The 20,423-nt window shown below is 71.9% G+C and carries 21 protein-coding genes; 10 read left to right on the plus strand and 11 right to left on the minus strand.

What is annotated here, in order from left to right; genetic code table 11:
- The first annotated feature begins 2 nt into the window (after positions 1-2).
- The gene (locus tag IE153_RS15165; RefSeq protein ID WP_189590231.1) at positions 3-1,088 is read left to right on the plus strand and encodes an ABC transporter ATP-binding protein; all 1,086 of its coding nucleotides are present in this window, start codon (positions 3-5) and stop codon (positions 1,086-1,088) included.
- 22 nt (positions 1,089-1,110) lie between these two features.
- Here IE153_RS15165 and IE153_RS15170 read toward each other — a convergent pair whose 3' ends face one another.
- The gene (locus IE153_RS15170) at positions 1,111-1,812 is read right to left on the minus strand and encodes an MBL fold metallo-hydrolase (RefSeq protein WP_189590232.1); all 702 of its coding nucleotides are present in this window, start codon (positions 1,810-1,812) and stop codon (positions 1,111-1,113) included.
- A gap of 61 nt (positions 1,813-1,873) precedes the next feature.
- Positions 1,874-3,229: a dipeptidase gene (locus tag IE153_RS15175; RefSeq protein WP_189590233.1), complete on the minus strand. Its 1,356-nt coding sequence runs from the start codon at positions 3,227-3,229 to the stop codon at positions 1,874-1,876.
- Positions 3,230-3,419: 190 nt separating this feature from the next.
- Between IE153_RS15175 and IE153_RS15180 the strand changes: the two genes are divergently transcribed.
- Positions 3,420-4,661, plus strand: coding sequence for a geranylgeranyl reductase family protein (locus IE153_RS15180; RefSeq protein WP_189590234.1), 1,242 nt, complete (start codon positions 3,420-3,422; stop codon positions 4,659-4,661).
- Here the strand turns inward: IE153_RS15180 and IE153_RS15185 are convergent.
- Positions 4,645-5,094, minus strand: coding sequence for a nitroreductase family deazaflavin-dependent oxidoreductase (locus IE153_RS15185; RefSeq protein WP_189590235.1), 450 nt, complete (start codon positions 5,092-5,094; stop codon positions 4,645-4,647). The genes IE153_RS15180 and IE153_RS15185 overlap by 17 nt on opposite strands.
- A 171-nt stretch (positions 5,095-5,265) precedes the next feature.
- Between IE153_RS15185 and IE153_RS15190 the strand changes: the two genes are divergently transcribed.
- The 3 genes from IE153_RS15190 (at position 5,266) to IE153_RS15200 (ending at position 7,976) form a co-directional block, all read left to right on the plus strand.
- Entirely contained in the window at positions 5,266-5,958 is a 693-nt protein-coding gene (locus IE153_RS15190) for a TetR/AcrR family transcriptional regulator (RefSeq protein WP_189590236.1), read from the plus strand.
- A gap of 99 nt (positions 5,959-6,057) precedes the next feature.
- Positions 6,058-7,314, plus strand: coding sequence for a sensor histidine kinase (locus IE153_RS15195; protein ID WP_189590237.1), 1,257 nt, complete (start codon positions 6,058-6,060; stop codon positions 7,312-7,314).
- On the plus strand, positions 7,311-7,976 hold the full coding sequence (locus IE153_RS15200) for a response regulator (protein WP_097215071.1): 666 nt from the start codon (positions 7,311-7,313) through the stop codon (positions 7,974-7,976). The genes IE153_RS15195 and IE153_RS15200 overlap by 4 nt, the downstream gene beginning before the upstream one ends.
- Here IE153_RS15200 and IE153_RS15205 read toward each other — a convergent pair.
- Together IE153_RS15205 and IE153_RS15210 are read right to left on the minus strand one after the other, a co-directional pair.
- Positions 7,937-8,221, minus strand: coding sequence for a DUF6332 family protein (locus tag IE153_RS15205; protein WP_189590238.1), 285 nt, complete (start codon positions 8,219-8,221; stop codon positions 7,937-7,939). The genes IE153_RS15200 and IE153_RS15205 overlap by 40 nt on opposite strands.
- 70 nt (positions 8,222-8,291) lie before the next feature.
- Positions 8,292-9,782 (minus strand): MFS transporter, encoded by a 1,491-nt coding sequence (locus tag IE153_RS15210; protein ID WP_189590239.1) that lies wholly within the window; start codon positions 9,780-9,782, stop codon positions 8,292-8,294.
- Positions 9,783-9,868: 86 nt separating this feature from the next.
- Here IE153_RS15210 and IE153_RS15215 point away from each other — a divergent pair, with 86 nt between their 5' ends.
- A complete protein-coding gene (locus IE153_RS15215) occupies positions 9,869-10,261 on the plus strand; it encodes a MarR family winged helix-turn-helix transcriptional regulator (protein WP_189590240.1) in 393 nt (130 codons plus the stop codon).
- Between the two features lie 18 nt (positions 10,262-10,279).
- Here the strand turns inward: IE153_RS15215 and IE153_RS15220 are convergent, their stop codons facing one another.
- The 3 genes from IE153_RS15220 to IE153_RS15230 form a co-directional block, all read right to left on the minus strand.
- Positions 10,280-11,008 carry a maleylpyruvate isomerase family mycothiol-dependent enzyme gene (locus IE153_RS15220; RefSeq protein WP_189590241.1) on the minus strand — a complete coding sequence of 243 codons (729 nt, stop codon included), beginning with the start codon at positions 11,006-11,008 and terminating at the stop codon, positions 10,280-10,282.
- A 64-nt stretch (positions 11,009-11,072) separates the two neighbouring features.
- On the minus strand, positions 11,073-11,951 hold the full coding sequence (locus IE153_RS15225) for an SDR family oxidoreductase (RefSeq protein WP_189590242.1): 879 nt from the start codon (positions 11,949-11,951) through the stop codon (positions 11,073-11,075).
- Positions 11,952-12,052: 101 nt separating this feature from the next.
- The gene (locus IE153_RS15230; RefSeq protein ID WP_189590243.1) at positions 12,053-13,234 is read right to left on the minus strand and encodes an MFS transporter; all 1,182 of its coding nucleotides are present in this window, start codon (positions 13,232-13,234) and stop codon (positions 12,053-12,055) included.
- A 140-nt stretch (positions 13,235-13,374) separates the two neighbouring features.
- Between IE153_RS15230 and IE153_RS15235 the strand changes: the two genes are divergently transcribed.
- A complete protein-coding gene (locus IE153_RS15235) occupies positions 13,375-14,853 on the plus strand; it encodes a glutamate-cysteine ligase family protein (protein ID WP_189590244.1) in 1,479 nt (492 codons plus the stop codon).
- A gap of 2 nt (positions 14,854-14,855) precedes the next feature.
- Here the strand turns inward: IE153_RS15235 and IE153_RS15240 are convergent, their stop codons facing one another.
- The 3 genes from IE153_RS15240 to IE153_RS15250 are packed head-to-tail and all read right to left on the minus strand — an operon-like array spanning position 14,856 to position 17,548.
- On the minus strand, positions 14,856-15,965 hold the full coding sequence (locus tag IE153_RS15240; protein WP_189590245.1) for a Gfo/Idh/MocA family protein: 1,110 nt from the start codon (positions 15,963-15,965) through the stop codon (positions 14,856-14,858).
- Positions 15,935-16,645 carry a ThuA domain-containing protein gene (locus IE153_RS15245; protein ID WP_189590246.1) on the minus strand — a complete coding sequence of 237 codons (711 nt, stop codon included), beginning with the start codon at positions 16,643-16,645 and terminating at the stop codon, positions 15,935-15,937. Before IE153_RS15245 ends, IE153_RS15240 begins: the two co-directional genes overlap by 31 nt.
- A gap of 51 nt (positions 16,646-16,696) precedes the next feature.
- On the minus strand, positions 16,697-17,548 hold the full coding sequence (locus IE153_RS15250; protein WP_189590247.1) for a class I SAM-dependent methyltransferase: 852 nt from the start codon (positions 17,546-17,548) through the stop codon (positions 16,697-16,699).
- 77 nt (positions 17,549-17,625) lie between these two features.
- Between IE153_RS15250 and IE153_RS15255 the strand changes: the two genes are divergently transcribed.
- The 3 genes from IE153_RS15255 to IE153_RS15265 all read left to right on the plus strand — a co-directional run bounded on the left by IE153_RS15255 (position 17,626) and on the right by IE153_RS15265 (position 20,314).
- Positions 17,626-18,057 carry a helix-turn-helix domain-containing protein gene (locus IE153_RS15255; protein ID WP_189590248.1) on the plus strand — a complete coding sequence of 144 codons (432 nt, stop codon included), beginning with the start codon at positions 17,626-17,628 and terminating at the stop codon, positions 18,055-18,057.
- A gap of 96 nt (positions 18,058-18,153) precedes the next feature.
- Positions 18,154-19,422: an MFS transporter gene (locus IE153_RS15260; protein WP_189590249.1), complete on the plus strand. Its 1,269-nt coding sequence runs from the start codon at positions 18,154-18,156 to the stop codon at positions 19,420-19,422.
- 130 nt (positions 19,423-19,552) lie between these two features.
- A complete protein-coding gene (locus tag IE153_RS15265) occupies positions 19,553-20,314 on the plus strand; it encodes a carbonic anhydrase (protein WP_189590250.1) in 762 nt (253 codons plus the stop codon).
- The last annotated feature ends 109 nt before the right edge of the window (positions 20,315-20,423 follow it).

Below are 20,423 nucleotides of genomic sequence, written 5' to 3' on the forward strand. Positions count from 1 at the left end.
CCGTGAGCACCACCGAGCCCCTCACCGGGCAGAGCACCGACCGCACAGCCGGCGAGAACCTCCTTGAGGTACGCGGTCTGCAGAAGCACTTCCCCCTCCGGCAGGGCATCATCTTCCAGCGGCAGATCGGAGCCGTCCGGGCTGTCGACGGCATCGACTTCTCGGTCGCGCCCGGCGAGTCGCTCGGCCTGGTCGGCGAGTCCGGCTGCGGCAAGTCGACCACGGGCCGACTGATCACCCGGCTGCTCGAACCCACCGGCGGCTCCGTCGTCTTCGACGGCGAGGACATCACGCACCAGCCGCCCGGGCGGATGCGTCAGGCCCGCCGCAACCTCCAGATGATCTTCCAGGACCCGTACTCCTCGCTGAACCCCCGGCACACCGTCGGCACCATCATCGAGACGCCGATGCGGCTCAACGGCATCAACCCGCCCCAGGGCCACAAGAAGCGCGCCCAGGAACTCCTGGAGACGGTCGGGCTCAACCCCGAGCACTACAACCGCTACCCGAACGAGTTCTCCGGCGGGCAGCGCCAGCGCATCGGCATCGCCCGCGCCCTGGCCCTGCGACCCAAGCTGATCGTGGCCGACGAACCCGTCTCCGCGCTGGACGTCTCCATCCAGGCGCAGGTCGTCAACCTGCTCCAGGACCTCCAGCGGGAGTTCGGCATCGCGTTCGTCTTCATCGCCCACGACCTCGCCGTCGTACGGCACTTCTCCGAACGGGTCGCCGTGATGTACCTCGGCAAGATCGTCGAGGTCGCCGAGCGGGAGTCGCTGTACACCGGGCCCCGGCACCCCTACACGCACGCACTGCTGTCCGCCGTGCCCGAGGCCGACCCGGACGCCGTCGACCGGCGCGAACGCATCCGGCTCGCCGGAGACGTGCCCTCCCCGATCGACCCGCCCTCCGGCTGCCGCTTCCGCACCCGCTGCTGGAAGGCACAGGAGAAGTGCGCCCTGGAGGAGCCGCAACTGGTGCGCGTCGAGGGCAGCCCCTCGGGCCACCTGACCGCCTGTCACTTCCCCGAGGACCCGTCCGTCACCGCACGCGAGGAGGACATCGTCCTGGACCCGGCCCTCGACTAGGGCGGGTCACCCACGGGGTGGATCACCCGTGCGCCGCGTTCCGCAGCGCGCGGCCCGCCCGACTCGTCACCGGAGCTCCGTGGCCGAAGCAGGCCACGTCCGCGTCCAGTTCGGCCAGGAGCCGGCAGGCCGCGAGGACCTGCGGGCGGTCGAGGTTGAACACCCCCGGCATGACCGTGCCGTCGACGGGTGACGCGGCGACCGTGTCACCCGTGAACAGCACCCCGTGTTCCGGGAGATGGAGCGCGATACTGCCGTGCGTGTGCCCCGGGACGTGCACGATCCGCGCCCCGCCGCCGATGTCCAGCACGTCACCGCCGGACACCTCGGTCAGCCGCGGCGGCCGGGCGAAGTCCCCCTCGGGCAGGAGCTTCGCCGCCTGCTCGTGCAGCGGCCGCTCCCAGTCCTCGAACACCGGCGGCGGGCCCGGCAGGTCCCCGCGCACGAACGGCGCGTCGAGCCGGTGGACCAGCACCTCGGCGCCGCTCAGCGCGGCGAACTCGCCCGCCCCGCCCGCGTGGTCCTCGTGGAAGTGGGTGAGCACGATCCGCCGTACGTCCCGGGGATGCCGGCCGAGGGCGGTCACCGCCTCGGCGATCGGGGCACCGGAACCGGCCGGCCCCGCGTCGACCAGGGTGAGTTCGCCGCCGTCCCGCCAGACGTAGGCCTGGCCGACCGGGAAGCGCAACAGATGCAAGCGGGGGGACAGTTCGATGACGTCCATGGGACGACCGTAGGGAAGGCCCCCGTCCGAGGACGAGGGCCTTCTGCTGCGGGCAGAGCGGTCAGCTCGCCGCGTAGGTGCGCAGGAACAGCGCCTCCGCCACCGACAGCCGCTCCAGCTCCTCGGGCGACACGCTCTCGTTCACCGCGTGGATCTGGGCCTCCGGCTCGCTCAGCCCGATCAGCAGGATCTCCGCACGCGGATAGAGCGCGGCCAGCGTGTTGCACAGCGGGATCGAACCGCCCTGCCCCGCGTACTGCATCTCCTGCCCCGGGTAGGCGACCGCCATCGCGGCCGCCATGGCCTGGTACGCCGGGCTGGTGGTGTCGGCGCGGAACGGCTGGCCCTCGCCGATCTGCTCGGTGCTCACCCGGGCACCCCACGGCGTGTGCGCCTCCAGGTGTGCCTGGAGCAGCTTGGTCGCCGCGCCCGCGTCCACCCCCGGCGGCACCCGCAGGTTGATCAGCGCACGGGCGCTCGCCTGCACGGACGGGGTGGCGCCGACCACCGGCGGGCAGTCGATGCCGATGACCGTGACGGCCGGCCGCGCCCAGATGCGGTCGGCGACCGTCCCGGACCCGATCAGCTCGACGCCGTCCAGCACCTTGGCGTCCCGGCGGAACTGCTCCTCCTCGTACTGGAGCCCCTCCCAGCCCGCGTCACCGGAGAGCCCCTCGACGGTCGTCGAGCCGTCCTCGGCGCGCAGTGAGTCCAGCACGCGGATCAGCGCGGCGAGCGCGTCGGGAGCGGCACCGCCGAACTGGCCGGAGTGGAGGTTGCCCGCGAGCGTGTCGACCTGGACGCGCACCATGGTCATGCCGCGCAGGGTGGAGGTGACGGTCGGCAGGCCGACCCGGAAGTTGCCCGCGTCGCCGATCACGATCGTGTCCGCCGCCAGCAGCTCCGGGTGTTCCTCGGCGTACCGCTCCAGGCCGCCCGTGCCCATCTCCTCGGAGCCCTCGGCGATCACCTTCACGTGGACGGGCACGCCGCCGTTCGCCTTGAGCGCGCGCAGAGCCAGCAGATGCATGATCAGGCCGCCCTTGCAGTCGGCGGCCCCGCGCCCGTACCAGCGGCCGTCCCGCTCGGTCAGCTCGAACGGCGGGGTCGTCCAAGCGGCCTCGTCCAGCGGCGGCTGCACGTCGTAGTGGGCGTAGAGCAGGACGGTCTTCGCGCCCTGAGGGCCGGGCAGGAAGCCGTAGACCGACTGTGTGCCGTCGGGGGTGTCGAGCAGGGCCACGTCCTGGAAACCCTCGGCGGCGAGCGCGTCCGCGACCCAGCGTGCGGCGCCCTCGCTCTCGCTCCTGGGGAACTGGTCGAAGTCCGCCACCGACTGGAAGGCCACCAGTTCGGCGAGCTCCTCCTTCGCCCTGGGCATCAGCGAGGCGACGGTCTCGGCGACCGGATTCGACGACATGGGCACGCTCCTCGTGGGTGCGACGTTGTACGGATGCGTACCTCTCGGTACGCGGTGATCGTGTGGTGTGGGCGCGGCCCCGTGTAAGGGCCACCCACGCCGCCGATCCTCCCACAGCGGCCTGCGGTGACCGCCGCCGTAGGATGCGGGAGACAGCGGCAGGCGGCTTGATCGGGAGCAGTAGACCATCGTGAGCAGCGAGAACTCTTCGGCGGACGACGCGCGGCAGGTGTGGGACGTCGTCGTGGTGGGCGCGGGACCCGCGGGCGCTTCGGCCGCGTACGCGGCGGCAGTGGCCGGCAGACGCGTGCTGTTGCTGGAGAAGGCCGAGCTGCCGCGGTACAAGACCTGCGGCGGCGGCATCATCGGCCCCTCGCGCGACGCCCTGCCGCCCGGCTTCGAGCTGCCGCTCAGGGACCGGGTGCACGCGGTGACCTTCTCGAACAACGGCCGCTTCACCCGCACGCGCCGTTCCAGGCAGATGCTCTTCGGGCTGATCAACCGGCCCGAGTTCGACCAGCAACTCGTCGAGCACGCGCAGAAGGCGGGCGCCGAGCTGCGTACGGGCGTCACGGTCCAGCGGGTCGAGCAGCACGGCTCGACGGTGCCGGACCGGCGCACGGTCGCCGTGGTCCTCCAGGGCGGTGAGGTCGTGCTCGCCCGGGCCGTCGTCGGGGCGGACGGCAGCGCCAGCCGCATAGGGGCGCATGTCGGGGTCAAGCTCGCCCAGGTGGATCTCGGCCTGGAGGCGGAGATCCCGGTGCCGGAGACCGTCGCAGAGGACTGGAAGGGCCGGGTGCTCATCGACTGGGGCCCCATGCCCGGCAGTTACGGCTGGGTCTTCCCCAAGGGCGACACCCTGACGGTCGGGGTGATCTCGGCCCGTGGCGAAGGCGCCGCCACCAAGCGGTACTTGGAGGAGTTCATCGGCCGGCTCGGCCTCGCCGGCTTCGAACCGAGCATCTCCTCGGGCCACTTGACCCGCTGTCGCGCCGACGACTCGCCGCTCTCCCGCGGACGGGTGCTGGTGTGCGGTGACGCCGCGGGGCTCCTGGAGCCGTGGACCCGCGAGGGCATCTCCTTCGCGCTGCGGTCCGGCCGGCTGGCGGGGGAGTGGGCGGTGCGGATCGCCGAGGCGCACGACGCCGTGGACACGCGCCGGCAGGCTCTCAACTACGCGTTCGCGGTCAAGGCCGGGCTCGGGGTGGAGATGAGCGTCGGCAAGCGGCTGCTCACGGCGTTCGAGCGCCGTCCCGGGCTGTTCCACGCGGCGCTGACGGGCCTGCGCCCCGCATGGAGGGCGTTCAAGGAGATCACACAGGGCTCGACGTCGCTGGGCGAGATCGTCCGCACGTATCCGATCGCCCAGCGTGCCCTGGCCGCGATGGACCGCCGTCCCGCCGCGCCCGCGGAGGTCAGCTCGTCGGAGTGATCTCGAAGACGGGGTGGTCCGGGGCGATGCGGCGCAGCTCGTCGTCCGGGGAGTCGGGGCCGACTCCGTTGAAGAAGACCCCGACCTCAGCCTTCCAGCGCTTGAGGTAGGCGCGCAGGATCGGGGTCTTGTCGTCGTCGCCGACCTCGGCCGCGGTGAAGGTGTCCACGTGCGTGCCGAGGTGCAGTTCGCCGCCGCCCGCGGCGCGCATGTTGTGCGTCCACTGCACATGACCGCGGGGTGCGACCAGGTACTGCTTGCCGTCCAGGGTCAGCAGGTTGACCGGGGTGGTGCGCCACTGGCCGCTCTTGCGGCCGCGGACGGCGAGGACGCGGGAGCCCCAGACGCTGACGCCGCGGCGGGTCAGCCAGGCCACGAAGCGGTTGAAGACGTTGACGGTGAACCAGCCGGGCTTCTGGACGTGCGTGGACATGGGGCCCCCTCGGGTGGCTGCGAAGCGGTGCTCTCTTCTGTGAGCACCGCTCTCGCTCTTTCTGGTGTCAGTCTGCACGAGGCCGTGCGCCAGAGCAAGAGCACTGCTCTCCAATTTGTTCACCGCTCTCTTTTGTGTGCACTGCTCTTCTTTCATGGGAGACTGCTCGGCATGAGCACCGCACACGGCGCCCGTGCCCGGGCCAGGACCGAAGTCACCGCGGCCATCAAGGACGAGGCCCGCAGACAACTCGCGGCGGAGGGCGCCGCCCGGCTCTCGCTGCGGGCCGTGGCCCGTGAGCTCGGCATGGTGTCCTCCGCGCTGTACCGCTACTTCCCCAGCCGTGACGACCTGCTCACCACCCTCATCATCGACGCCTACGACTCCCTCGGTGAGAGCGCCGAGGCGGCCCACGAGCCGGCGGCCGGCCCCTTCGAACGCTGGATCGCGGTCTGCGAGGCGGTGCGTGGCTGGGCGCTGGACCATCCGCACGAGTACGCGCTGATCTACGGATCGCCCGTCCCCGGGTACACGGCCCCCGACGCCACCGTCCCGGCCGCCGCCCGCGTCGGGCTCCTGCTCATCGGCATCGCCCGCGACGCCCACCAGGACCCGGAGCTCGCCCGGCCCCCGCTGGCGGACGAGCTCCGCCCGGAGGCCGAACGCATGGCCGCCGACCTCGCCCCCGACCTCCCCCCGGCGGTCGTGACGGCACTCGTCGCGGCCTGGGCCCAGCTCTACGGGCTGGTCGGCTTCGAACTGTTCGGCCAGTTCAACCGGGTGGTGGAGGACCGGGAGACGTTCTTCCGGCACGCGGTGGGGCAACTCGCCCGAGGGGTCGGGCTGATTCCCGCCTCCCGGTAGGCCACCGGCCCGGTGAACGGGCGTACTTCCCGGGGAGTACGCGTGAGCACCACGCAGGGGTGACGCGGCCGCGGGAGCGTGGCGTCTAGCGTGGCCGGTATGGACGAGCAGCGTGCGCGGGGCGGTTCGCCGCGGTGGTGGCGGCACGGGCCCGCGTGGTGGGACCGGTGGGAGGGGCGTGAGCCGCGATGGCCCTGGCGGTCCACGGTCCTCGTGACCGCGTTCGTCCTGGTCGGGTCGAACTTCGCCGCCCACGGGCAGCAGGGCGAGCGGGCGGAGCTGGATCTCTTCGCGCGGGCGCTGCTGCTGGTGGCCGGCGGGCTGCTGCTGTGGCGGAAGCGGTATCCGGTGGCCGTGGTGTTCGGCACGGCGGCCGCCGTCATGGTCTACCTGGGGGCCGGGTATCCCTACGGGCCGGTGCTCTTCACCGTCGCCCTCGCCTGCTTCAGCGCGATCGTCGCCGGGCACCGCCGGGCGGCGTGGGCCGCGATGGGCATGCTCTGGGCCGGACACGTCCTGGTGGCGCACTGGCTCTTCCGGTGGCTGCCGCCGTCCGGCGACTTGGCCGCCTCCTGGGGCGAGGAGATCGTGGTCGCCACCTGGGTGGTGGCGATCGCGGCGGTGTCGGAGCTGTTCCGCGTCCGGCGCGAACAGTGGGTCCGGGAACGGGCCGAACGGGCCGAGGCCGCGCGGCGGCGGGCCGACGAGGAGCGGCTGCGGATCGCGCGGGAGCTGCACGACGTCCTCGCCCACAGCATCTCCGTCATCAACGTGCAGGCCGGGGTCGGCCTCGCGCTCCTCGACACCGACCCCGAGCAGGCCCGCACGGCCCTCACCACGATCAAGGACCAGAGCAAGGAGGCGCTCGGCGAGGTGCGCCAGGTGCTCGACACCCTGCGCACCCCCGGTGACGCGCCGCGCGCCCCCGCGCCCGGGCTCGACCGGCTGTCCGAGCTGGTGGAGCAGGCCGGGAGCGCGGGCCTCACGGTGGACGTCGAGGGGGAGGCGCCGCGCCTCGCGCCCGGCACCGACCTCGCCGCCTTCCGGATCCTCCAGGAGGCCCTGACGAACGTCGTCCGGCACTCGGGGTCGCGGCACGCGCGCGTGCACCTCGCGTCCGGTGCGGGCGTGCTGCGGCTGCGCGTGGACGACGACGGGCCCGCGACCGGGGACGACGCCGGCGGCAGCGGCAACGGACTCGCCGGGATGCGGGAGCGGGCCGCGGCCCTGGGTGGCACCATCGAGGCGGGCCCCCGCCCGGACGGAGGGTTCCGGGTGCTCGCCGTGCTGCCGCTGACGGCATCGGCCGGCACATCCACCGGGGGGCCGACGAGCCCGACACAGGAGGACCGTTGATCCGCGTACTGCTGGCCGACGACCAGTCCCTGGTGAGGGCGGGGTTCCGGGCGCTGCTCGACGCGCAGCCCGACATCGAGGTGGCCGGAGAGGCCGCCGACGGGGAGGAGGCCGTGCGCCGGATCCGCGAACTGCGCCCCGACGTCGTCCTGATGGACATCCGCATGCCCGCCCTCGACGGCCTGGCCGCGACCCGGCAGGTCACCGGCGATCCCCACCTGGAGGACGTCAGGGTCGTCATGCTCACCACCTTCGAGCTCGACGAGTACGTCTTCGAGGCGATCCGCTCCGGCGCCTCCGGCTTCCTGGTCAAGGACACCGAGCCGGAGGAACTCCTGCGCGCCGTCCGGGCGGTGGTCGCGGGCGACGCGCTGCTGTCGCCGGGCGTGACCCGGCGGCTGATCTCCGAGTTCGCGTCCCGCTCCAAGGAACCGGCGGCGGCCGGCGCCCTGGCCCGGCTCACCGAGCGGGAGCGGGAGGTGATGGCGCTGGTCGGGATCGGCCTGTCCAACGAGGAGATCGCCCGCCGCCTGGTCGTCAGCCCTCTCACCGCGAAGACCCACGTCAGTCGCACGATGGTGAAGCTCGGCGCCCGCGACCGGGCCCAGCTGGTCGTGCTCGCCTACGAGTCGGGGCTGGTGCGGCCGGGCTGGCTGGGCTGATCCGCCCTCCGGAACCGGACCAGGACGCTGACGACCCGCGCGACGAAGAGGACCGGAGCGAGCACCACACCGGCGCGCAGCAGCAGGCGCTCGGCCGTGTCCGGCAGGTCGAAGAGCAGCGAGGGCCCCGCCACCGCCCCGAACACCACCGCCGCGGCGAAGGCCGCACTGCACAGCGCGTACCCGATCTCGACGGTGATCGCGTCGCGTTCGGCCTGACTGCGCCGTCCCCCGTGACTGGTCATACGGCGAGTCAAACAGGGGTGCGCCCGGCGATCAAGGCAGCCCGCCGGGCGCACGGTCGGAGGCGTCCCCCTAGTCGCGCACGGCGACGCGCTCCGCCTCCTTGGGGGTGGACTTGGCGACCACGACGGTCGGCCCGGACGGCCGGTCCCGGCGGGGGCGCAGACCCGTGAGGGTGATCAGCAGGCCGATGAGGGCGACGAGCGTCACGACGGCCAGGCCGGGCCGGTAGCTGTCGAGCACGGCCTGCGGGGAGGGGTGGGGCCCCTCGGGGGAGTTCGCGGTCACCACCGCCGTCACCACGGCGAGGAAGATCGCGCCGCCGACCTGGACCGAGGTGTTGAGCAGCCCGGAGACCATGCCCTGCTCGTGCTCGTCGACACCGTTGGTGGCCTGGACGTTGAGCGACGGGAAGGTCAGCGCGAAGCCGGAGCCGACCAGCAGCATCGTCGGCAGGATCACCGCCGCGTAGACCGGGTCGAGGTCGATGCGCAGGAACAGCACGTACCCGGTGACCATCAGGGCGAAGCCCAGCACCATCAGCCGGGCGGTGCCGAACCGGTCGATGACGGCGCCGACCTTGGTCGCGGACAGCGCCACCAGCGCGCCCGCCGGCAGGAAGGCCAGGGCCGTGTGCAGCGCGGACCAGCCGAGCAGCTGCTGCATGTACAGCGTGACCAGGAACTGGAAGCCGATGTAGCTGCCGACGAAGGTCAACGCGCCCAGCTGGGCCCGCACCTGCGGTCCCGAGCGCAGCACGCCGAGCCGGATCAGCGGGCTGGGACTGCGCCGCTCGACGGCGACGAAGGCCACGAGGAGCACCGCCACGGCGACGAAGGACAGGATGGTCCGGGCCGCGCCCCAGCCCACCTCGGGCGCCTCGACGACGGTGAAGACCAGCAGCAGCATCGAGCCGGTGCCGAGGATGGCGCCGGGGACGTCGTAGCCGCCCTGGCCGCGCTCGCGTTCGGTGCGCGGCAGCAGCTTCAGGCCCACGAGCAGGGCGATCAGCGCGATGGGGGCGGGCAGGAGCATGGTGAGCCGCCAACTGGCCTCCGTGAGCAGGCCGGAGAAGACCAGCCCCATCGAGTAGCCGGTGGCGCCGCAGGTGGTGTAGATGGCCAGGGCGCGGTTGCGCAGCGGGCCTTCGGGAAACGTCGTGGTGATGATCGACAGGCCGGCGGGGGCGGTGAAGGCCGCGCTCAGGCCCTTGATGAAGCGGCTGGCGATGAGCAGCGGACCCGAGTCGACGAGCCCGCCGAGCAGCGAGGCGAGCGCGAAGACGCCCAGGGCCACCAGGAAGACCTGACGCCGGCCCAGCAGGTCGGCGGCGCGTCCACCGAGCAGCAGCAGACCGCCGTAGCCCAGGATGTAGCCGCTGACGATCCATTGCAGCGCCGAGGTCGACAGGCCGAGGTCGGCGCCGATGGACGGCAGGGCGACGCCGACCATGGACACGTCCAGGGCGTCCAGGAACATCGCGGCGCAGAGCACGAGCAGGGTGCCCCAGAGCCGTGGCGTCCAACGCCCCTCGGACGTGGGGGAGATGAGCGGAGAGGTCATACCCGGGACAGTACATGCGTATGCATGAGATGCAAATGCATTTAATTCAGGTGCAACAATCTCGGTTCTCTGTTACGGTGCGGCGCATGGCTCAGCAGGCCGAGCAGGCGCTCGTGGAACACTGGCGGGACATTCTGGCGCTGCACGCGCGGACCCAGTGCGAGCTCGATCGTGCGCTGCACGGCCACGGGCTGTGCGCCAGCGACTTCGAGGTGCTCGACGTCCTCGCCGGGTGCCGGACGCCGAAGGGCACGCCGTCCTACCGCGTCCAGGAGATCTCCGAGCGGGTCCACCTGAGCCAGAGCGCTCTGTCGCGGCTGATCGCCCGGCTGGAGAAGGAGGGTCTCGTCGAGCGCGGCATGTGCTCCGAGGACCGGCGTGGCGTGAAGGTCTGCCTCACGGCGAAGGGGCGCGCGCTGCACGGTGAGGTTCTTCCCGTGCAGCGCGCGGTGCTGGCGAGGATGCTCGCCGACGACTGACCGTCCGTCGGTGGCCGCTCAGATCGCCGACGTCTCCCGCCACAGCGTGGCGAGTGCCTGGTCGCCCGTGGCGCTCGGCAGGGGCGACCGGTTCCACAGCGCCAGGTACAACTGCCCGGCTGGGGCGGACAGTTCGCACTCCGCCTCCCCGGCCTCGTCCCGCGTGGTCACGGGCGGCTCCGGCGACAGGCGCAGCGTCCACACCGCGCCGGTGTCCTCGGTGCGGATCCGCAGGACGCGCGGCTCGGGGGTGCGTACGCGGCTCCTGGAACGGGCGTGGAAGCCACGCAGCAGTTCGTCGATGCCGTCGGTCGCGAACTCGGGGGTGACCTCCGTCGGGGCGCCGCCGCGGGCGGACTCCGCGTCGACCCGGTGCACGGCCGTCTCGTGCGCCTGCCGACGGGCCCAGAAGGCCAGCGGGGACGGCGCGGGCAGGAAGGCGAAGCACTCCACGTCGGGCGAGGCGCCGGCCAGCGTGCCCACGAGCCGGCGGTGGCTGTCGCGGTACCAGGCGATGAGCTCCGCGCCGTCGAGGTCCGTGGGTTCGACCAGCGGGCGGCGCTCGGTGACCTGCTCGGCGACGTAGGCGGCGGCCCAGCGGTGCACGGCGCCCGTGTGCCGCAGCAGATCGCGCACCTGCCACTCGGGGCAGGTCGGCACCTTCGCCTCCGTCCCGGACTCCTCGGCGGCCGCTGCCAGCAGCCGGCCTTCCGTCTCCAGTGCTTGAAGGAACTCGGCGATCTCCATGGCGCCGAGTCTGCCGCATGAAGCGCTCTCGAAGCCGGGGGATTTCCGGCGGCCGCCCCGGGGGCTACGGCAGCGGCGTCCCGCCCGTCGCGTTGACGATCTCGGCGGTGATGTACGACGCCTCCTGCGAGGCGAGGAAGACGTACGCCGGAGCCATCTCGGCAGGCTGTGCGGGCCGTCCGATGGGGGCCTGCTTGCCGAACGTCTGCGTGTCCGGCAGGGTCGCCGGGATCAGCGGCGTCCACACCGGGCCCGGCGCCACCGCGTTGACGCGGATGCCCCTCTCGATCAGCATCTGCGCCAGCCCCTGCGTGAACGTGACGATCGCGCCCTTCGTCGTCGCATAGTCCAGCAGATGCGGACTGGGCTTGTACGCCTGCACCGACGTGGAGTTGATGATGCTGCCGCCCTCCGGGATGTGCGGCAGGGCCAGCTTGCACAGCCAGAACATCCCGTACAGGTTCGTGCGCAGCACCCGGTCGAACTGCTCGGTGGTGATCGCCTCGATGCCGTCGGGCTGCGACATCTGGTACGCCGCGTTGTTCACGAGGACGTCGATCCGGCCGAACTCCTCCACGGCGCGGTCGATCAGCGCCCGGCAGTTCTCCTCCTCCCGTACGTCGCACGCGACGGGCACGGCACGCCGGCCGGCCTCCTCGACGAGCCGGGCCGTCTCGGCGGCGTCGTCCTTCTCGTCATCCAGATGGGTGAACAGCACGTCGGCTCCCTCACGGGCGAACGCCAGGGCGACCGCGCGGCCGATCCCGGAGTCCCCGCCGGTGATCACCGCCTTGCGGCCGGTCAGCCGGCCACTGCCCCGGTAGGAGTCCTCGCCGTGGTCCGGGGGCGGGTCCATGGGGCCCGTCCAGCCCGGGTGCGGCTGGTCCTGGGAGGGAAACTCCGGGGTCGGGTGCTGCTCTCCGGGGTGCTGCTGTTCGGTCACGGGTCTGCCTCCTTGTCCGCGGTGTACGGCCCGGTGATCACACCGGGCGTGGCCACGGGTACCCAGGATCACCGGCATCCCCCCTGGCGGTGCCCCTCCTCTCAGTCCCCGGCCGTCCGCCTCGCGGACGCCCCCACCAGGGCTCCGACGGCCGCCGCCACCGCGGCCAGGACCGCCACGCTGGTCAGTGCGGCCGGCAGGGAGAACCAGTCCGCCATGAAGCCGATCGCGGGCGGGCCGAGGAGCATGCCCCCGTAGCCCAGGGTGGAGGCCGTGGCGACGCCGTCGGGTCCGGCGAGGGCCCCGGCCCGTTCCACGGCCACGGGGAAGAGGTTCGCGAGGCCGATGCCCGTGATCGCGTAGCCGAGGAGGGCCGCCCAGAGGGAGGGGGCGAGGGCGCCGAGCAGCATGCCGGCCGCCGCTGTGGTGCCTCCGGCGACGACGGTCCGGGTCTGCCCCAGGCGCTCCAGGAGCATGGTGCCGGACAGTCGTCCCACCGTCATGGCGAGCGCGAAGCAGGAGTAGCCCACGGCCGCGGCACCCGCCGAGGCGTGCAGGTCCTGCTCGAGGTGCAGGGCGCCCCAGTCAGCCAGCGCCCCCTCGCCGTATGCCGTGCACCCCGCGATGAGGCCGAAGACGATCACCAGCGCGCGGGTGCGGCCGTCCAGTCGGCGCGGGGCTCCCTCGGTGGGAAGGTCCCGCTCCGGGGGCGTCGGCGGCTCGTGCCGCAAGAGGGTGGGGCCCACCGCCGCGGTGACGAGCAGGCCGACCAGCGTGAGCAGCAGCAGGTGCCGGGTGGGGGAGAGGACCCCCGCGACCAGCCCGCCCAGCCCCGCTCCGACCATGCCGCCCAGGCTGAAGGCCGCGTGGAAGCTCGGCATGACCGGCCGCCGCAGCGCGGCCACGAGTTCGACGGCCGCGCTGTTGAAGGCGACGTTGATCCCGCCGTACGCGGCCCCGAAGAGCAGCAGGACGAGGCCCAGTGCGAGCACCGAGTGGGCCAGCGGGGGCAGGGCGACGGAGAGGGAGAGCAGCACCGCGCAGACGACGGTGACCTGGTGGTTCCCGTAGCGGCGGCACAGGCGCCCGGTGAGGGTCATGGTGATGACGGCCCCGGCGGAGACGCCCAGGAGTGCGAGGCCGAGAGCACTGGCGGAGGCGCCGGTCTGCGCCTTGATGGCGGGGATGCGCACGACCCAGCCGGCGAAGACGAAGCCGTCGAGGGCGAAGAAGACGGTGAGGGCGATGCGGAGTCGGGTCAGGGAGTTGCCGTTGCCCGGCACGGCACTGTGCGTTCGGGGTTTGTTTATTTGCGGCACAAAATCAGGCTAGGTGGGTGCGGGGGCGGGGACAAGGTGCGACTCTGGGACGAGACCCATCGCCGAGGAGCGGACGCAGCCGCCGCAGGAGCGCAGGAGGGCACATGGGACGTGACGTGCCGGCCCTGGTGTTCACCCGGGAGGACCGCCGTCGATACCGGGAGAAGATGCACACCGACCTCGAGGTGCTCGCCCGGATGCTCCACGAGTCGGGCTTCGAGAGCGAGCGCCCCCAGGTCGGCCTCGAGATCGAGCTCAATCTGGTGGACGACGCCGGGCTGCCCGTGATGCGGAACACCGACGTGCTCCAGGCGATCGCCGACCCCGCCTGGTCCAGCGAGCTCGGCCGCTTCAACCTGGAGATCAACATCCCGCCCCGGCAGCTCACGGCAGGCGGCCCCGGCTCCTGGGAGCAGGAGATCCGCGACGCCCTCAACCACGCCGAGGACCGCGCAGCCGCGGTGGGCGCGCACCTGATCATGGTCGGCATCCTGCCGACCCTGGGCGAGTCGGACGTCAGCGGGTCCGCCCTCTCCGGCGATCCGCGCTACCGGCTGCTCAACGAGCAGATCTTCGCGGCCCGGGGCGAGGACCTGCGGATCAGGGTCGACGGCGTGGAACGCCTGTCGACGTACGCCGACACGATCACTCCCGAGGCCGCCTGCACCAGCACCCAGTTCCATCTCCAGGTCGCCCCGAAGGAGTTCCCGCACTACTGGAACGCGGCCCAGGCCATCGCGGGCGTGCAGATCGCCCTCGCGGCGAACTCGCCCTTCCTGTTCGGCAAGGAGTTGTGGCGCGAGACCCGCATCCCCCTGTTCGAGCAGGCCACCGACACCCGCCCCGAGGAGATCAAGGCCCAGGGCGTACGGCCCCGGGTGTGGTTCGGGGAGCGCTGGATCACCAGCGTCTTCGACCTCTTCGAGGAGAACGTGCGCTACTTCCCGGCCCTGCTGCCGCTGTGCGAGGACGAGGACCCGCAGAAGGAGCTGGACAGCGGCGGCGTTCCCCAGCTGGGCGAGCTGACCCTGCACAACGGCACGATCTACCGCTGGAACCGCCCCATCTACGCGGTCACCGACAGCGGCCCGCATCTGCGCATCGAGAACCGCGTGCTGCCCGCCGGTCCCACCGTGGCCGACATCATCGCCAACGGCGCCTTCTACTACGGACTGACCCGCGCCCTGGTCGACGAGGACCGGCCGGTGTGGACGCGGATGTCCTTCTCGGTCGCCGAGGAGAACCTCCACACCGCGGCCCGCGACGGCATCGACGCCCGCCTGTACTGGCCCGGCGTGGGCGAAGTGCCGGTCACGGAACTGGTGTTGCGGCGGCTGCTGCCCCTGGCCCACAAGGGCCTGGAGCTGACCGGCATGGACGCCGCCTGGCGCGAGCCCCTGCTGGGCATCATCGAGCAGCGCTGCGTCACCGGCCGCAACGGCGCCCTGTGGCAGGCGGAGACGGTGCACCACCTGGAGAAGGCCGGCATCTCCGACCGCCGCGAGGCACTGCGGCAGATGACCAGGACGTACATGGACTACATGCACATGAACGCACCTGCGCACACCTGGCCCGTGGACTGACCTCAGTCGGGGCGGCCGTGCCACTGCGCGGCAGCCGTCAGGGGCACGGGTGCGGGCACCTCGGCCGACGTCGTCAGTTCGATCCGCCGCCCCTCGGCGGCCGAACGCAGCAGAGCGGTCATCGCCTCCAGCACGTGCAGGGCCAGTTCACCGCTCGCGCGCGGCGCCCGCCGCTCGTCGGCGGTGAGGAAGTCGAGCAGGCCGACGCCGCGCGCGCCGTCCGCGTAACCCGCCGACGTCGCAAGGGCGCGCCAGCGGGTGTCGCCGAGCGTGTGGAGGCGTACCTCCCCGTCGAAGCGGTTGGGGTCGGGGACCGACAGGGTGCCGCTCTCGCCGTGCACCTCGATGGGCGCGGCCGTGGTGGCCACGCCGTCGAAGCTCGTCGTGAGCGTCGTCAGCGTCCCGCTCACGTGCTCCAGCACTCCGGTGACATGGCTGTCCACCTCGACCGGTATGCGCTCGCCGGCGCGCGGGCCCGATCCGATCACGCGCTCGGCGCGCAGCCGCCCGGCCGCCCCGGTCACGGCACGCACCGGCCCCAGCAGGTGCACCAGGGACGAGAGGTAGTACGGCCCCATGTCCAGCAGCGGACCACCGCCTGCCGTGTAGTAGAAGTCGGGGTGAGGGTGCCAGCGTTCGTGGCCCGGGGTGACCATCACGGCCGAGGCGAACTGGGGGCGTCCGATGCTCCCGGCCTCCACCGCCGCCCGCGCGGTCTGAACTCCCGTGCCCAGCACGGTGTCCGGGGCGCAGCCGACACCGGTGCCCGCCTTCGCGGCGGCCTCCAGCACGGCCCGGGCGTCCTCCAGGCCCACGGCCAGGGGCTTCTCCCCGTAGACGTTCTTGCCGTGCCGGATCGACCCGAGGGCTATCTCCGCGTGGGCGGCCGGCGTGGTCAGGTTCAGGACCGTGTCCACCTCCGGGCTGCTCAGCAGCTCCTCGACCGTCAGGGCCCGGGCGCCGGGCAGTTCGGCGGCGGCCGCGGCCGACCGGGAGGCGTCGAGGTCGGCGACCGCGGTGACGCGTACGCCGGGACGGCCGACGAGCGTGTCCAGGTACGCGCGGGAGATGACGCCGAGCCCTACGACTCCGACGCGGTGCGCGTCGCCCACAGCATGCCCCTCTCGATGATGGTGCGGACCTGGGGGTTCTCCAGCACGTCGACGCTGTGCCCCGGCGTCGTCACCACGATCCGCCCGGCACCCCACCGGCGGGTCCAGACCGCCGGTGAGGTGACCGGCCGGTGCCAGGGCTGCCACGGCCGGACGGGATGCGTGGTGGTGGCCAGGACGTCGATCAGATCGTCGTGGAGCACCCAGTACTGCTCGGTGTCCAGCGCGAAGTCCTCGATGCCGGACGTGATCGGGTGCTCCCGGCCGGCCTCGGTGAGAACGATGGTGTGGGGCAGGAAGTTGTCGTCCGCCGCACCCCGGCGCTCGCACGGTTCCTTGCCGGGGTGTGTGGCGAACTGGCCGCCCACCAGGTGGAGATAGTCCGAGGAGGCGCGAAACGAGTCGGCGATGCCGCCGTGCCAGCCGGTGAAGCCGGTACCGGCCACGACCGCGGAGCTCAGCCCCGTCAGCTGGTCGCGCGTGATCTCCGACATCGTCACGCACTGCACGACCAGGTCCGTGCCGGCCATCTCGGCGGCATCCGCGTAGATCTCGGTCGACTCCTCGATCCGGACCGTGAATCGGTTGTCCCGGAGGAAGGGCAGGAACAGTTCCGTGGCCTCGACCGGCTGATGTCCTTCCCAGCCGCCTCGGACCACCAGGGCTCTCTTCTGCGTCATCGTGATCTCACTATGCGCCGGGCGCCCGCGATCGGAAAAGAGGGCCGGACCTCACGAAAGTTTCGCGTGGGAGGCCCGCGCCGAGACCATCCAGCAGGCCGCTGTGTAGCGGACTTCCGTGCCCTGCACGAACGGGTCGAAGGCGGGCCGGACCACTTCGATGATCTCCGCCCGGGTCCGTTCGTCGGCGTCGGGCAGGACCGTGCCGAGGGGACCGAGCCGGGTGAAGTAGGTGACGAGTTCCTTCTCTGGCAGGGTGCAGACCACGTCGACCGGCTCGATGCCGATTCCGGCCCAGCCGCTCTCCGCCAGGATGTGGTGGACCCGCTTCGGGTCCGCGAAGGCGAACTGGCCCGGCTGGTCCGGCCGGCGGGCGGGAAGCTCCGGCAGGAAGGGGGCCGCGGCGCGTTCCGCCGTCGTCATGAACGGGTTCTCCTCGGGCCCCCGCCACACGACGCACCGCAGCGCGGCCCCGTCCTTCACCGTGCTCCGCAGATTGGTGAAGGCCCGCACGGGGTCGCTGAAGAACATGACGCCGAAGCGCGAGATGACGGCGTCGAAGGCGGCGGGTTCGAAGGCGTACTCCTGCGCGTCGGCCTGGACGAAGGACGCCGGTACACCCTCCTGCTCGGCCCGCGCCCGCGCCTCCTCGATCATCGGGCCGGAGATGTCGACACCCACGCAGTGCCCGGTCCTGCGCGCGACGGCCCGGGTGATGCTGCCGGTGCCGCAGCCGACGTCCAGCACACCGGCCGCGTGTTCGGCTGACACGGCGTCGACGAGCAGCTTCTCGATCGGCCCGAACATCTCGTTCAGCACCCCTTGGAGATCCACCCAGGCGTGGCCGGCGGGCCCGTTCCAGCGGGCGGCCTGCTCGTCGTAGGACCTGCGTGAGGCATCCATCGTCGTATCTCCCTCTGCTTGTCTTCGTCGGGACGGGATGACAGCGTTCTACTTCAAGTCGACTTGAGGTCAAGACAATGACAGATCTGGACATAGCAGAAGTGGCGCACCGCGCCGGAGTGCCCGCCTCGACGCTGCGCTTCTACGAGGAGAAGGGGCTGATCTCCTCGACCGGCCGGCGCGGCCTGCGCCGCCAGTACGACCCCGGGGTGCTGGATCGGCTGGCGCTGATCGCGCTGGGGCGGACGGCCGGGTTCTCGCTCGACGAGATCGCGCAGATGTTCGCGCCGGACGGGCGGCCGCGCATCGACCGGGACATGCTGTCCGCCAAGGCGGACGAACTGGACCGCACGATCCGCGAACTGGGCGTCCTGCGGGACTCCCTGCGGCACGCCGCCGCGTGCCCCGCGCCGAGCCACCTGGAGTGCTCCACCTTCCGCCGCCTGATCGACGCGGCGGCCTCCGGCGGTGTCGCGGCGCCGGGAAGGCGGCCCCCCGAACGCCGTTGACGGGCCACCGGCGCTCTTGGTCCAAAACTGGGCCGCGCTTTGCCCGATTCCCGCCAGCGCGTGCCTAGCCTCGGCTGCGAACTCCGGGAGGCCGCAGTGCTGAATACCGTGAAAGGGCAGGCGGCGGGTCTGACCAAGGACCAGCGCAACGCCTTCGTGGCCGCCTATCTCGGCTGGGCGATGGACGCGTTCGACTACTTCCTGGTCGTGCTCGTCTACAGCGAGATAGCCGACGACTTCCATGTCTCCCTCACCGACATGGCCTTCCTCACCACCGCGACCCTGGTGATGCGGCCGATCGGCGCCCTGATCTTCGGCATGTGGGCGGACCGCCGGGGCCGCCGCGTCCCCCTCATGGTCGACGTGGTCTTCTACTCGATCGTCGGCTTCGCCTGCGCCTTCGCGCCCAACTACACGGTTCTGCTGGTGCTGCGCCTGCTCTACGGCATCGGCATGGGCGGCGAATGGGGCCTGGGCGCCGCCCTGGCCATGGAGAAGATCCCCGCCGAACGGCGCGGATTCTGGTCCGGCCTGCTGCAGAGCGGCTACTCGCTGGGCTACCTGCTGGCCGCCGTGGCGTTCTTCGTCATCGAGCCCGCCTTCGGCTGGCGCGGCCTGTTCGCCTTCAGCCTGCTGCCCGCCCTGGTCGCGCTGTGGGTGCGCAGCCGGGTGGAGGAGAGCGAGGTGTGGGAGAAGAGCGTCCGGCTCAACCGCACACCGGCACACCAGGTGTTCAGGAATCCGGCGGTGCTGCGGCGCTTCGTCTACCTGGTCGCGCTGATGACCGCCTTCAACTGGATGTCGCACGGCACCCAGGACATCTACCCGACCTTCGTGAAGAAGGGTCTCGACCTGTCGGCGAACACGTCGATCGCGATCGCCGTGGTCTACAACATCGGCGCCATGATCGGCGGGGTGCTGCTCGGGGCGTACTCCGAGCGGCTGGGCCGCCGTCGGACGATCATGGTCGCGGCGGCCGGGGGCCTGGTCGTGGTGCCGTTCTTCGTGCTGTCCACCACCGTCGGCCGGCTGATGTTGTCGTCCTTCCTGATGCAGGTGTGCGTGCAGGGCGCGTGGGGTGTCATCCCGGCGCATCTGACCGAGATGAGCCCGGACGCCGTCCGGGGCTTCTACCCGGGCGTCACCTACCAGTTGGGCAATCTGATCGCCGCGCTCAACCTGCCGATCCAGGAGGCCCTCGCCGAGCGCCACGGGTACCCGTCGGCGATGGCGTGGACCATCGTGCCCACCCTGGCCGTGGTGATCCTGCTGAGCGCACTCGGCAAGGAGGCCAAGGGGATCCGCTTCGGGAGCGGTTCGGCGGCCGCGCCGAGCGGTGCGGCGACCGGCACGGTGCAGTCCTGACCGCGTCCCACGTCTTGGATCAGTCCTTCTCCTGCGCTGCACGAGCGTTGTACGGGCCCTAACCGGCCTCCCGCGAGAGTGGCATCACCGCCTCCCACCAGGGAGGCGGCCACCGAAAGGGGACGGCCACATGGGTACCGCAAAGGCACCGCAGCGCAGGGCCATACTCACGGGTGGGCTGGCTGCCGGCGCAGCGCTGCTCACCGCCTGCTCGTCGAAGGACACCGCCGGCACGGGCAAGGCCGTGGCGGGCACGCCCTCGCCCTCTCCCGCGACGGCCTCGCGACCGGACTCCCCCTGGTCGGCCTTCGCACGGCTGATGGACGGCAACAAGCGCTGGGTGGACGGCGAACTCCAGCACCCCGACCGCGATCCGAAGCGGCGCGAGTTCGTCGCCGAGGCGCAGGACCCGTACGGCGTGATCCTCTCCTGCATCGACTCCCGCGTGCCGCCGGAGCTCGTCTTCGACACGGGCCTCGGCGACCTGTTCGTGATGCGCACCGGCGGGCAGGTCGTCGGACCGGTCGTCGTCGGTTCCGTGGAGTACGGCCCGATGACGTCCGGCACGCCACTCGTCGTGGTCCTCGGCCACCAGCGATGCGGCGCGGTCAAGGCGGCGTACGAAGCACTGAAGGACCGCAAGCCGCTGCCCGGCAATCTCCAGTCGATCGCCGAGGCCCTGCGGCCGGCCTACCGGGAGACCGTCGAGCGGCAGCACGCGGATCCCGTCGACGCGATGGTCCGGATCCACACCAAGCAGACCGCCGCCGACCTGCGGTCCAACAAGGACCTCGCGCCGCTCGTGAAGAAGGGTGAACTGGCCGTCGTCAGCGCCTACTACTCGCTCGACACCGGCCGCGTGGAGGTCCTCAGCGGTGCACCCTCCGCCTGACCGGCGGACGACGGGGACCGGGCGGGGAAAAACGTTCCACGCCCGGTCACGTTATACTCGTGCCGCCCATGAAGGCCATCGTCGTGCCTGGTCGCGCGGCCGCAACAGC

This window comes from Streptomyces massasporeus (assembly GCF_014648995.1).
Taxonomy (GTDB): Bacteria; Actinomycetota; Actinomycetes; order Streptomycetales; family Streptomycetaceae; genus Streptomyces; species Streptomyces massasporeus.

Excerpts from the sequence above, each read along its gene's own strand:
- IE153_RS15170 (WP_189590232.1), bottom strand. The coding sequence starts at position 1,812 with ATGGACGTCATCGAACTGTCCCCCCGCTTGCATCTGTTGCGCTTCCCG.
- IE153_RS15175 (WP_189590233.1), bottom strand. The coding sequence starts at position 3,229 with ATGTCGTCGAATCCGGTCGCCGAGACCGTCGCCTCGCTGATGCCCAGG.
- IE153_RS15185 (WP_189590235.1), bottom strand. The coding sequence starts at position 5,094 with ATGTCCACGCACGTCCAGAAGCCCGGCTGGTTCACCGTCAACGTCTTC.
- IE153_RS15190 (WP_189590236.1), top strand. The coding sequence starts at position 5,266 with ATGAGCACCGCACACGGCGCCCGTGCCCGGGCCAGGACCGAAGTCACC.
- IE153_RS15195 (WP_189590237.1), top strand. The coding sequence starts at position 6,058 with ATGGACGAGCAGCGTGCGCGGGGCGGTTCGCCGCGGTGGTGGCGGCAC.
- IE153_RS15205 (WP_189590238.1), bottom strand. The coding sequence starts at position 8,221 with ATGACCAGTCACGGGGGACGGCGCAGTCAGGCCGAACGCGACGCGATC.
- IE153_RS15210 (WP_189590239.1), bottom strand. The coding sequence starts at position 9,782 with ATGACCTCTCCGCTCATCTCCCCCACGTCCGAGGGGCGTTGGACGCCA.
- IE153_RS15215 (WP_189590240.1), top strand. The coding sequence starts at position 9,869 with ATGGCTCAGCAGGCCGAGCAGGCGCTCGTGGAACACTGGCGGGACATT.
- IE153_RS15220 (WP_189590241.1), bottom strand. The coding sequence starts at position 11,008 with ATGGAGATCGCCGAGTTCCTTCAAGCACTGGAGACGGAAGGCCGGCTG.
- IE153_RS15235 (WP_189590244.1), top strand. The coding sequence starts at position 13,375 with ATGGGACGTGACGTGCCGGCCCTGGTGTTCACCCGGGAGGACCGCCGT.
- IE153_RS15245 (WP_189590246.1), bottom strand. The coding sequence starts at position 16,645 with ATGACGCAGAAGAGAGCCCTGGTGGTCCGAGGCGGCTGGGAAGGACAT.
- IE153_RS15250 (WP_189590247.1), bottom strand. The coding sequence starts at position 17,548 with ATGGATGCCTCACGCAGGTCCTACGACGAGCAGGCCGCCCGCTGGAAC.
- IE153_RS15255 (WP_189590248.1), top strand. The coding sequence starts at position 17,626 with ATGACAGATCTGGACATAGCAGAAGTGGCGCACCGCGCCGGAGTGCCC.
- IE153_RS15265 (WP_189590250.1), top strand. The coding sequence starts at position 19,553 with ATGGGTACCGCAAAGGCACCGCAGCGCAGGGCCATACTCACGGGTGGG.